Annotated in this window: 9 protein-coding genes and 1 tRNA gene; 4 read left to right on the forward strand and 6 right to left on the reverse strand. The window is 34.8% G+C overall.

The features are described 5' to 3' along the window. Positions 1-286 precede the first annotated feature (286 nt). Together COMX_RS07525 and COMX_RS07530 are read left to right on the forward strand one after the other, a co-directional pair. The gene (locus tag COMX_RS07525) at positions 287-2,194 is read left to right on the forward strand and encodes a histidine kinase (protein ID WP_161631859.1); all 1,908 of its coding nucleotides are present in this window, start codon (positions 287-289) and stop codon (positions 2,192-2,194) included. Between the two features lie 11 nt (positions 2,195-2,205). Beyond that, positions 2,206-2,868 (forward strand): response regulator, encoded by a 663-nt coding sequence (locus COMX_RS07530; protein WP_034339492.1) that lies wholly within the window; start codon positions 2,206-2,208, stop codon positions 2,866-2,868. 1 nt (position 2,869) lies between these two features. Here the strand turns inward: COMX_RS07530 and COMX_RS07535 are convergent, their stop codons facing one another. Next, the gene (locus COMX_RS07535; protein WP_034339494.1) at positions 2,870-3,613 is read right to left on the reverse strand and encodes a HesA/MoeB/ThiF family protein; all 744 of its coding nucleotides are present in this window, start codon (positions 3,611-3,613) and stop codon (positions 2,870-2,872) included. A gap of 208 nt (positions 3,614-3,821) precedes the next feature. On the opposite strand from COMX_RS07535, the gene COMX_RS07540 reads away from it, so the two are divergent. Beyond that, positions 3,822-5,510: an alginate export family protein gene (locus COMX_RS07540; RefSeq protein ID WP_034339496.1), complete on the forward strand. Its 1,689-nt coding sequence runs from the start codon at positions 3,822-3,824 to the stop codon at positions 5,508-5,510. Positions 5,511-6,082: 572 nt separating this feature from the next. Here the strand turns inward: COMX_RS07540 and COMX_RS07545 are convergent. The 3 genes from COMX_RS07545 to xseA all read right to left on the reverse strand — a co-directional run bounded on the left by COMX_RS07545 (position 6,083) and on the right by xseA (position 8,413). Then, positions 6,083-6,168, reverse strand: a tRNA-Leu gene (locus tag COMX_RS07545). 145 nt (positions 6,169-6,313) lie between these two features. Then, positions 6,314-6,754, reverse strand: coding sequence for a YcgN family cysteine cluster protein (locus tag COMX_RS07550; protein WP_084051562.1), 441 nt, complete (start codon positions 6,752-6,754; stop codon positions 6,314-6,316). A gap of 213 nt (positions 6,755-6,967) precedes the next feature. Then, positions 6,968-8,413 carry an exodeoxyribonuclease VII large subunit gene (xseA, locus tag COMX_RS07555; protein ID WP_034340157.1) on the reverse strand — a complete coding sequence of 482 codons (1,446 nt, stop codon included), beginning with the start codon at positions 8,411-8,413 and terminating at the stop codon, positions 6,968-6,970. A gap of 60 nt (positions 8,414-8,473) precedes the next feature. Here xseA and purD point away from each other — a divergent pair, with 60 nt between their 5' ends. Beyond that, a complete protein-coding gene (gene purD, locus COMX_RS07560; RefSeq protein WP_034339500.1) occupies positions 8,474-9,745 on the forward strand; it encodes a phosphoribosylamine--glycine ligase in 1,272 nt (423 codons plus the stop codon). A gap of 62 nt (positions 9,746-9,807) precedes the next feature. Here the strand turns inward: purD and COMX_RS07565 are convergent, their stop codons facing one another. Together COMX_RS07565 and COMX_RS07570 are read right to left on the reverse strand one after the other, a co-directional pair. Continuing rightward, positions 9,808-10,323 carry a hypothetical protein gene (locus COMX_RS07565; protein ID WP_034339503.1) on the reverse strand — a complete coding sequence of 172 codons (516 nt, stop codon included), beginning with the start codon at positions 10,321-10,323 and terminating at the stop codon, positions 9,808-9,810. Between the two features lie 130 nt (positions 10,324-10,453). Further along, a complete protein-coding gene (locus COMX_RS07570; RefSeq protein ID WP_034339506.1) occupies positions 10,454-11,872 on the reverse strand; it encodes an NAD(P)H-dependent flavin oxidoreductase in 1,419 nt (472 codons plus the stop codon). Positions 11,873-11,942 lie beyond the last annotated feature (70 nt).

An 11,942-nucleotide genomic window follows, 5' to 3' on the forward strand; every position in this document is an offset into this window, starting at 1 on the left:
TGGAAAAGTATAAAATAAATTAAGAGTAACAATATCTCTCAGTTATTAATTAATTTTTTATTGGGTTTATTGGTATCTTGTAATCTATAAAAAAAATTGCTTATGCTATTGCCTTATTCTCCACAATAAAGAAAAGACCAAGATCCAACAGGTTCTATTAATACCGATACATAATTAACGTGAACACATCAATTTACATCGAAACTTGACTTTAAATATACTGACGAACACTTATATCAAATAAAATATGACAGTTACTCAAAAAATTAACCATACAAAAAATGAGATGAAAAAAATATCAAGACGACATAGCCTCTCTCTTAAATTACTCATTTCAATTATTGTATGGGTAACAGGAGCTATTTTTTTTACGGGATATGCTCTTACCTTACTTTGGCAGCTAGAAAATGCAGGTAAAGATATTAATTATGCAGGTAGTTTACGCATGAAAATCTATCATATGATTACCTTAGTTTCTCAACCTGATCATCAAAAAGCATTACAATCTGAACAAAATGATTTTGTATTTATTCTGAATAATTTGTTAAAATCAGACAGAAATAATTTTATTTTTCCAAATAATGCCAAAATTGATAAACAAATAGAGGTTATAGAACAATATTATCAAAAAAATGTCTTACCCTTACTAAACAAGCCCTATGCTTTTAATACTATTTTATCCCCAAAAGAGTTACAAGTTGCAGATCAGTTTGTAGGGTATATTAATCAACTCGTAAAATTAATTGAAAATCAAAATACTCAAAATATTATTTGGTTAAGATTTATACAAACCATCTTAATTATTATGGTTATTTTTACTGCTTTTTCTGCCATTTATCTTTTATATAAGTTTGTAATAAGTCCCTTAACACGCTTACAAAATGCCATTCAACAATTAAGCATTGGCAATTTATCTGAACGTATCGTTATTACAAACAAAGATGAGTTTAGCGTTGTATCAGCTGGTTTCAATAAAATGGCAGATAATTTACAAGATTTATATAATAATCTTGAACAAAAAGTATCTCAAAAAACAATTGCATTAGAAGAAAAAAACCACGAACTTGCGATTCTGTATGATATGACAATTTTTTTACATGAAAGTCATATGCAAGATACTATTTTAGAAAGTTTTCTAAATAAAATCATTTCACTAGGATATGCAGATGGTGGTTTTATCGGGGTTCTTAATAAGGATAAGACCTCTCTTGATTTTCTATATAGTCAAGGACTGCCAAAACAATCAGACATTGTAAAAAAATGCTATTTTTCTTCACATTGTTTTTTTGATGTAACTGTATTACCTAAAAATCCAAACCCTATATATATTCAAACCAAACAACAAAATAAATTAGACCTTTCAATTCCAAATTGTATAGAAGCAGCTTTTGACCATTTTGTTATTTTTCCTATTTGGCATAATAATAATGAAATAGGAATGGTTGTTTTGTATTTTAAGAATCCAAGAACTTCTTCTGAAAAAGAAAATCAAAATCATTATTTAATTAAAACACTAACCAAGCAATTAGCAATTTCTATAGAAAATCAACAACTTACACTAAAAGAAAAACAACTTGCTATTCTCGAAGAAAGAAATATGATTGCACAAGGCTTACATGACAGTATAGCGCAATCCCTTTCCTTTTTGAATTTACAAACGCAAATGCTAGAAAAAGCAATTAATCAAAAAGATTATAATAGAATTCTACAAAATCTAAATTTCATACAAAAAGGTATCCAAGAATCCTATGAAGATGTCAGAGAGCTCCTTTTAAATTTCAGAACTAAAATCAACCATACTGAAAATTTTCAAGAAGTCGTTCAAAAAGTCTTAAAACGTTTTAAAGCTCAAACTTCAATACCAATTGAAACCAATAATCTAAATCAACATTTTTTTCTAACCCAACAACAACAATTACAAGTTGTTTTTATTTTGCAAGAAGCATTGTCCAATATCCGCAAACACTCCTCTTGCAGCCAAGCAAAAGTTACTTTTGAAAATGGAAAAAACTTTATTATGCGTATCGAAGATGATGGTATTGGTTTTGATATAGAGATAATTAAAAAGAAAAAATTAAGTCATGTAGGTTTATCTATCATGAAAGAAAGAACTGAAAAAGCCTGTGGAATCATTAATATAACCTCTATTTTACAACATGGAACAACCATTGAATTAATAATTCCACAACAATAATGGAAATAACTATGACCCATCCTATAATCAAAATTTTATTAATTGACGATCATGCTCTTTTTCGCTCGGGATTAAAATTTTTACTCGAAACTGAAAAAGATTTTGAAATCGTTGGTGAAGCACAAGATGGCCTGCAAGGGGTAAAACTTGCTGGAGCCCTCCATCCAGATATTATTTTACTTGACCTTGACATGCCTGTTATGGCTGGTAAAGAAACATTACAACAATTATTAAATACTGATCCTACTTTAAAAATATTAATTTTAACTGTTTCTGAAGATGATGAAGATTTGTTGGAATGTATGAAAATTGGAGCCAAAGGATATCTATTAAAAAATATCGATACCGATTTTTTATTAAATAGCATTCGCAAAACATTAGAGGGCAATAATATCTTATCCCCTGAAATGACAACGAAGTTAATTGGGCAATTTAAATCCTCAAAACAACATAATGATGAACCTTATAACCTGTACGAAACATTAACGCCAAGAGAAAAAGAAATTCTGGCATGGTTAACCAAAGGTGTCAGCAATAAAGAAATTGCTCGTTTTTTTAATTTGTCCGAAAGCACAATCAAATTGCATGTGCAAAATATTTTACGCAAATTAAATATACATAGCCGCGTTCAGGCAGCTGTTTTTGCACTTGAACACGGGTTTAATAAAATATAAATTAATGACCACAGATTTTACAGCTAGGATTACGATCAAAAGCAACTTGGTAAAACTGTGCATTTAATGCATTATAATGAAGTAATCTTCCTGTAACAATATCGCCAATATTTAAAATAATTTTCAAAGCTTCTGCAGCTTGCATTGAACCAATAACGCTGACCAGCGGCGAAAAAACACCTGAAAAAGAACAACTATCTTGCCCATTATCCTGTCCATCGAATAAACAAGCATAACATGGAGACGATATATTGCGACTATTAAAAACGCTTAACTGTCCTTCAAAACGAAGTGCTGAGCCAAATACCAGTGGAGTTTTACTGGTAAAAGCCGCCTGATTAACATTATGTCGAGTTTGTAAATTATCACTGCAATCAATTACGATATCATGCTGTTTACATAATAAAATCAAGTCATCTACGATTAATCTTTGAGTTATGGTATGGACTTGTACATCTTGATTTTGCTTTTGTATAAAGGCTTTCATTACCTCTGCTTTATATTTCCCAATATCAGCATGTATATAATGTGTTTGCCTTTGCAAATTTGATAAATCCACTTTGTCATCATCAACACAAGTTAAACCCCCAATACCCGCAGCTGCTAGTAAAGGAATAACAGCACACCCTAATCCCCCACAGCCGATGATGAGTATTTTACTGTTCAATAGCGTTCGTTGCCCTTTTAAATCAATTTGGGGCAATAATATATGTCGGCTATATCGTATTAATTGAGAATCATCCATTTGGTTATTACTATAAAAATAAAAATTTAATTATAGTCTTTTTTTTCTTGAATATTCTATTACTAAAATAGGTAGTTCGTATTATTCAAAAGTATATAGTTTGTCTGTGCTCAATAACTATAATTTATACACTTCAAGCCAATAGGATTAAAAATTTAAAAAGATAAGATAAGATAAAGTTACTCTAATTAAAAAGCGACGTTATATCATGAATGATAACCAAATGCTTATTTATAAAAAATTAAAAACAATCACTTTATTGCTATCTTGTACTTTTATCTCTTTTTCACCTAGCTTTGCACAAACCGTTACAAAAATAAGCTCCTCTGCTAATAGTTCCATTGATGATAACACATTGATTGATAAGCGTTGTAAAAAAGTTGTTACTGCTGCAGGAAAATATGGAGAAAGCAGGCATCCAGATTGGGGAAGTGCCTTTAACAATAATAAAGGAGCTGCTGCTGGTTTTGGTGCCGTCGGTAACTATTCATGGTATGGTTTTGGAAATAATGCACCATATGCACAAGCGCGCTGGGCTGAAGACTGGAGTGGATTATGCAATGACCCCAATAGAAACAAAGATTGGTTTAATCGCTTAAAATATATTCCTCTTAATGATTCTGGTACAATTTGGCTAAGTTTAAATGGAAATGAGCGTTTACGTTATGTTTATGATTCTCAGCCTTATCTAGGATATACAACCAAAAAGAATTCTAATAAGCTTCTTTTACGCAGTTTATATGGTGCTGATCTACATATTGGCCAACATGTTCGTGCATATGCCGAGCTTATTAATGCCGTTGCTGGAGGCAGCAATACTTTTGGATATCAAACAGGTTTTCAACGTAAAAGGCTTGATCTTCAACAAGGTTTTTTAGAGTTAAAAGTAAACTTGCTTGGGGCTAAGATGGGGGTTATGGGGGGAAGACAATTTTTTGTGGATGCTCCACTATCTCTAACCTCACCACGCGAAATTACAAACGTCAGGCAAAGTTGGGATGGAGTCAGAGGTTACGCCATATGGGAGCGTTTTCGCGTTGACCTTTTTGATTTTTGGCAAACAGATTTAACCGATAGAAAAATTTTTGGATACGGTCCCAGCTGGAATGCTCGACTTTATGGTGGATATGCAAGCTTAGCCCTACCAACATTTACTGCTTTTGGGAAAAAAAGCCAGCTTTATGTTGATAGTTTCTTTATGGGATATTTATACAGTGGAACACCGGCCTCTATTCCAACATCAAGTATTGGAGGTTGGCAAAAGGGATCAAGCCGCCGAGATAATATTGGTGGAAGAATAGGTGGAAATATTGGAGATATTAACCTTGAAATCATTGGTATCTATCAAGGAGGAGAATTCAGACCTGCAAAAGGAGGAGATTCACGCCCTGTAAGTGCTTTTGCATTCAATACGTTGTTTTCTTACACTTTTACAAACATTGCAGGTAAACCAACCCTAGGGTTACAAAGTGACTATTACTCTGGGGGAAATTATAAAAAAACAAAAGGTGCTATTCATAATTTTGCCTCCCCTTATTTCCCAACAGCCAATTATCAAGATATGACTCTTTATATGAATTTATCTAACGTTATTAGTACAGGGCCTTTAATTACTTATAACCCAACACCAAAAACTTTACTTAAACTTCATGCTCCTGTGATGTGGAGAGCAAGCACTAATGATACGATTTATGGTATTGGTATTAATTATCCCCTCAGAGAAAATTTTTCAGGCGGATTTGTTGGTGCTTTACCTCAATTTACCTTTGCTTATGCCATTGCGCCTCATCTTGTTTTAACGAATGATTTTGCAGGGTTTATTGGGTCTAAATCAATAAGAAATGCTGGTGCAAAAAATGGTGCTTTTGTTATGGAAACCCTAGATTTTAGATTCTAGATTTAAGTTTTAACAATAGATTATGGGGTATAGATTACTGTTTTTTATAATAGGCGACCCCATTTAATCTTAAACATTGGCAGCTTTATTATAAAATTCTTTTATTTTAATATCGTAAATATACTTTTTTTTATTTTTTGCGTTGCTGCCATTATTGTCAGGCAGCTACTCAATCAACTATTTACAATTTCTTGCGCCCAGCCCTGTTGAATAATGAGGTTCTTTTTCACCACAAAACTCAGTAATTCCTCGAATGATATTATAATATCGTTATCAATTTCATTACTTTGATTGATATAGGTCTTAATCTTTCAAATTATTCATTCATTAAACGATAAGGTTCAATATTAAATTATCAGCAACTTTGTCATTTTTTATAACTAAAAAAATGAATTACACTTTTTCCGACTATTTAATATAATGAGAAATTTTTTTAATATAGGAAATTATTTGAGATCTTTTTGCAAATATCGGAATTTTCGTATTTTATAAATTGATCTGACAAAACCCAAGCTTAGGTTATGTATAACCTGATGAAACTAGTATTATCAATGGATTAAAACAAACATCAATGGTGCGAACTGTGGGACTTGAACCCACACGTCCAATTGGACACAAGATTTTAAGTCTTGAGCGTCTACCATTCCGCCAAGCTCGCTCTTGATGTTTGTATGGTATTAATAGCATGAAGATCTAAAAGGTCAAATAAATAATTGCAAAAAAAACAATTTTTTTTATTGCTATTAAAAAAACTAAAATTTTCAAAGGGTAAAGGTTAAACCGCCACTTTATGTTGCTTTAACTTACGATTCTTGTGCTGGCCAATCAACAATATAATCCTCTATATCACCAGCATCTCGTTCGTTAATTACGCGCCCCTTAACGGAAATTCCTGAGCTATGGACTGTATCAAAACTTCCAGAACGCAAATAATGCCATTCAGGCAAATTTTTTCCTTCTGAAACAAGACGATACGCACATGTAGGAGGCAACCAATCAATTTCAGATAGCATTTCTTGAGTCAGCTGAATGCAATCAGGAATACGAATTTTTCTGCGACAATAATCCGAACATTGCCCTGTTTGCGTATCTAATAATCGACACGCAACATTGGTATAAGCAATTTCATTTGTGTCTTCATCACGTAATTTATGCAAACAACAGCGACCACAACGATCACACAGAGCCTCCCATTGCTCTTTATCCATCTGCTCAAGAGATAGTTCCTGCCAGTATGTTTCCATATTATTTATTTATTAACACCAAAAATATAATCTCAATCTTTTATATGTACTATACAATTCCAGATTTAAATAAAGAGCTTTTTTATTATCTAATCGGATATGTATGATTTAAAATAATCTTTTATAACAAAATAATATAAATTAAAATTATATTTGTCCTCTTAAGATCACTTAATCAATCAATTACCTGTCCTAAATTACATCAAATAATTATTATATATCTAACATTTCTTGACGTTTATCTTGCTCTTTAACAACCCGAACTGTTTTTTCTCCGTCATAAAAAATCAAGTTTAGTTCAGAACCTGCCCTCAATTTCCTAGCTTGAGTAACCGTATTCCCATGTTTATCTTTAACAAACACATAACCGCGCGACAGCACAGCATGAGGTGATAACGCTTCTAAACGTGCAGATAAACCTTCCAAACGCAAGGTTTTCTCTCTAGATAATGTTTTAATAGTTGATACAGAAAAAAATGGAAGTGCGCTTTTCTGCTGTTGCACATAATGTCGCCAAGAGGACGCCATTTGCATCTTATTCATTTCTAGATAATTTTTAAAACGATGAATTAAACCAACAACATATTGATCTACAGGTTTTATAGCCGATAAGCGATGACGGCGTTTCATCACCAAAGCAGGCAATGCCAAATCCAAGCGATATGAACGATCATCCAAACGCATCCGACTTTGTGCCAGTAAGGTAGGAATATCAGGAAGTTTAGCAACTGCTTTATTAAGCTGCAAACGATAAGCCTGATTAAGATGAATCAATCCTTTACTTAACCGTGTGGTATATTGCATCAATCCTGCGATCATATCCGCTTTTGATGGCACAGCCATTTCAGCAGCAGCCGTCGGTGTTGGTGCTCTACGATCAGACGCAAAGTCAATTAAAGTTGTATCTGTTTCATGCCCCACAGCAGAAATCAACGGAATTTGCGAGTTCGCAGCCGCTCTGACGACGCGTTCATCATTAAACGCCATCAAATCTTCAAGAGAACCACCCCCTCTGGCAACGATAAGAATATCCGGACGAGAAATTGGCGTTTCCGAGTTAAACTGATTAAACCCTTCAATCGCTAAAGCAATTTGCTCTGCAGCTCCATCCCCCTGAACAGCAACAGGCCAAATAATAATGTCTCTGGGAAAGCGCCGTGCAATCGTTGTTTTAATATCATGTAAAACCGCCCCTTTGGGAGAAGTAATCACACCAACCGTTTGAGGCAATAAAGGAATTAACCGTTTTCGTTCCTGAGCAAAAAGTCCCTCTTCTTCTAATTTTTTACGCAGCTTTTCGATTCGGGCAAGCATTGCTCCCTCACCTGCATAATCGACTTGATCCACAATCAACTGATACGAAGAACGCTCACCATAAGAAGAGATTTTACCTGTGGCAACAATTTCAATTCCATTTTCCAGCTGCATTTTCAATTTGGCGGCTGTAAAGCGCCAAATAATTGCGGTCAGTTTCCCTTGCTCATCTTTCAATGAAAAATAAATATGACCCGAAGGATATTGCTTTAACTCTGTAACTTCTCCACGAACTTTTACCCGTGAAAAATTCCCTTCTAAAATACGTTTAATCGCTGTAGAGATATCCCCTACGGTAAATTCTGGTATATTATCAGTCATCGAATCAGAAAGTTGGTCATTCATAGACATAAAATATGATAAACCTTACTTAAGTAAAGAATATAAAAAAGGAAAGAAATCACAATGCGAGTTTTACTGGTCGGTTCAGGAGGCAGAGAACACGCCATTGCCATGGCTATTGCCCGTTCCCCAAAACTTACAGAGCTATTTATCGCACCAGGAAATCCAGGTACTGCTCAATATGGTAAAAATATTGATATCAAAGTCGATAATATCACTGATTTAATAAAATTTGCACAAGAAAATCATGTTGACCTTGTCATTCCTGGCCCAGAATTACCACTTGTCAAAGGGTTAACCGATGCGTGTAATGCTGTCAATATACTCTGCGCAGGGCCTACGCAAGAAGCCGCACAATTAGAAGGCAGTAAAAGCTTTACTAAAATCGTTTGTGATGCTGCCAATATACCAACAGCTCAATGGCAAGAATTTACCAATTGTGATGCCGCAATTTCCTATCTTAAAACACAAACTTTCCCAATTGTTATCAAGGCTGATGGCTTGGCCGCAGGTAAAGGTGTTATTATCGCCGCTGATTTTACAGAAGCCGAACAAACAGTTAAAGATATGCTGGGAGGCTCTGCTTTCGGACAAGCTGGGCACAAGGTCGTTATTGAAGAATTCCTAACGGGTGAAGAAGTTTCCCTATTCGCATTTTGTGATGGAGAAACAGCCGTGCTTATTGGTGCTGCGCAAGATCATAAACGTATTGGTGATGACGATACTGGCCCCAATACAGGCGGAATGGGTGCGGTATCTCCTCCACCTTTCTTTGATAAAGCTGCTCAAGAACACGCACTTGATCTGACCGTGCGTCCGATGCTCAAAGAAATGAGCCAAAGAGAAACGCCGTTCCGTGGCGTAATTTTTGCTGGACTAATGCTGACTGATAAAGGGCCATATCTTATCGAATATAATACACGTTTTGGTGACCCCGAAGCCGAAGTGTTATTACCCCGTTTACAATCTGATTTACTGGAAATCCTCTTTAACCTTAGCCAAGGCAAACTTGCACAATCAGAAATCAAATTTTCCGATCAAGCTGGGATTTGTATTATCATGGCTGCCAAAGGCTATCCTGGAACCCCAACAACAGGTGGTGTTATTTCCAATATAGAAGCAGCAGAAGCTTTACCGAATGTCAAAGTATTTCACGCTGGAACGACTATGAATAATAACGAACTTTGTGCTGCGGGGGGACGTGTATTATGCGTCTCTGTCTTACACGATGATCTAGCTAAAGCCCAAGAGATTGCTTATCAAGCTGTTCGTAAAATTGAATGGAAAGATGGCATTTGGCGCAATGATATTGGTAATCGCGCGTTAAGAAAATAATTACTTTTTTTTTTAATATTGCCTATGAACTAAAATACAGTTTGTAGGCAAAACTAAAGGGATTAATTGTGAACAATATTAAATTTTAGATATGTCCTTAATCCTGGTGGTCTTTCTAATAAACGACCACAGGATCTATCATCCATATCTGAATATAAATAACAACGTGGTTTTTCTAAAATTTCTAACTTCCAAATACTTTTAAAAAACTTAAAAGTCATTTCATTAGAAGATACAAACTTAAAATCTGTTAACTCTCCAGAATATGTGTCTTCATCTATTAAACCAAAAAGAGCATTTAAATCATCTTGTAAATAAGAAGCATAAATTTTGGCTTTATCTATTTTCTTTTCTTTATTATTAAACAAATAAACATTCGATACATATATCATATCCTCTTCATAAGTTATAAATAATAAATAATAAGAATAAACTTGAATGCACTTATATAAAATTTCTCCATAAACTTTATAACGAGTATGATGTCCATTGATCAAAACACGACTTTTCTCACTAAATGAACCGTTCCATTTCAAAATAGGTTTTAATGAAAAAGTGTTATCTGTAATAAACTTCATTTTATCGAACTTATTTTAAATATATTTATCTTTTTTTTACCCTAATAAAAAGTTATTTTTCCTAAATGCCAAATTTATTGTTCGATATCAAAAAAGCCCTCTAAATTATTAGAGGGCTTTGCAAACGTTTTTAATATCCCGTTAAAATACGGTCAACTAACTCTTTGACGGTCGGGGTAAATCCATTCGCATAAAATGGATCAGAACCAAAACGCCAACCTTGAGTTCCACTGAACATCAAATTATTATCAACGATGTAATCTGCATTGTCACCAGAAGCATGTGCAATATCTTGCAATGTTCTTTGAATACAAAAGGATCGAGGATCTGGACGATTCCCTGTTGTATATTCTGGGCCATGTTGTGACCAATTAGAAAAACGACACATGGATAAACAACCCATACAATCAGCTTGATCTTTTTGAATAGATTTCGCTTGTTCAGGCGTTACAAAAACATAAGTATTGTCTGGGGTTAACAAAAGTTGGGTAAACCCTTGTTGTTCCCATTGCTCAATATATTCACGATCCGTAGAGGTCACATAAATCACACGACCACGTGCACCATATTCATAAGGAACAGTCATCTCTCCTTCTGGTTCTTTGGCAAAAGAAACCTGACGTTCTGAACGTGCTTTTAAATCCAACAAAAAGCTATTTTTAACCGCAGAAGAGTAAAACCCAGTTGGCGAGAATTGATTAAGATAAATATCACCTTGTTTTAGCGTGCGTAACCGATTTTTCCATGCTTGTGGAATAGGACTTTCTTTGGTTAACAAAGGCCGCGTTCCAAATTGAAAAGCAATCGGGCCAAGATCTGGATTATCGATCCAATCCTCATATTCTGACAACCACCAAACACTTCCTGCCATAATAATAGGCGTATTATCCAATCCATATTGACGCATGACGCGTCTCAACTCTAAAACCCTTGGGAATGGATCTTGAGGTACTAATGGATCTTCACTATTTGATAGTCCATTATGTCCGCCAGCCCGCCAAGGATCTTCATACACAACCCCACCCAACCATTCAGGATTTTTTTTATAAGATCTGCGCCATAACGCATTAAACGCACGGCCAGAAGAAATAATCGGGTAATAATATACACCATATTGAGATGCAATTTCAGATAATCTGAACGGCATACCAGCACCACAGGTAACACCCGTAATCGTTCCTTTGGCTTGCTCTAATACTGCTGAAATAACAGGCTCACACCCACCCATTTCCCACATTACATTGGCATGAATAGGAGCATCAGGCCCTGCAATCTCACGTGCTATCTTAGCTTGGCTAATACCACCAGAAATTGCGTATTGTATCAATTCCTCATGACGTTCACGTCGTGTTTTTTTGTGATAAACCTGGGGAATAATATGTCCATGAACATCATAGCTATCTGCATTCACGATAGAAACAGTACCAACACCACCAGCAGCAGACCAATGCCCTGCAGAGACACCTGTGGAAATTGCGACCCCTTTGCCCCCTTCAATTAGTGGTAAAACTTCTTTACCACCCATGAGAATTGGATTAACTGATTTCATTACTGCTCCAGCTCACAATGCAAATACCTAACATAAATTCTTAAAGTAAAGTCTTTTACTCATATAAAAT

Origin of the sequence: Commensalibacter papalotli (ex Servin-Garciduenas et al. 2014) (genome assembly GCF_000527695.1) — a bacterium.
Classification (GTDB): domain Bacteria; phylum Pseudomonadota; class Alphaproteobacteria; order Acetobacterales; family Acetobacteraceae; genus Commensalibacter; species Commensalibacter papalotli.

What these genes read in the sequence shown, in the direction of transcription:
- COMX_RS07540 (WP_034339496.1), top strand. Translation starts at nt 3,822, where the DNA reads ATGAATGATAACCAAATGCTTATTTATAAAAAATTAAAAACAATCACT.
- COMX_RS07530 (WP_034339492.1), top strand. Translation starts at nt 2,206, where the DNA reads ATGACCCATCCTATAATCAAAATTTTATTAATTGACGATCATGCTCTT.
- COMX_RS07535 (WP_034339494.1), bottom strand. Translation starts at nt 3,613, where the DNA reads ATGGATGATTCTCAATTAATACGATATAGCCGACATATATTATTGCCC.
- COMX_RS07570 (WP_034339506.1), bottom strand. Translation starts at nt 11,872, where the DNA reads ATGAAATCAGTTAATCCAATTCTCATGGGTGGTAAAGAAGTTTTACCA.
- COMX_RS07525 (WP_161631859.1), top strand. Translation starts at nt 287, where the DNA reads ATGAAAAAAATATCAAGACGACATAGCCTCTCTCTTAAATTACTCATT.
- COMX_RS07565 (WP_034339503.1), bottom strand. Translation starts at nt 10,323, where the DNA reads ATGAAGTTTATTACAGATAACACTTTTTCATTAAAACCTATTTTGAAA.
- purD (WP_034339500.1), top strand. Translation starts at nt 8,474, where the DNA reads ATGCGAGTTTTACTGGTCGGTTCAGGAGGCAGAGAACACGCCATTGCC.
- xseA (WP_034340157.1), bottom strand. Translation starts at nt 8,413, where the DNA reads ATGAATGACCAACTTTCTGATTCGATGACTGATAATATACCAGAATTT.
- COMX_RS07550 (WP_084051562.1), bottom strand. Translation starts at nt 6,754, where the DNA reads ATGGAAACATACTGGCAGGAACTATCTCTTGAGCAGATGGATAAAGAG.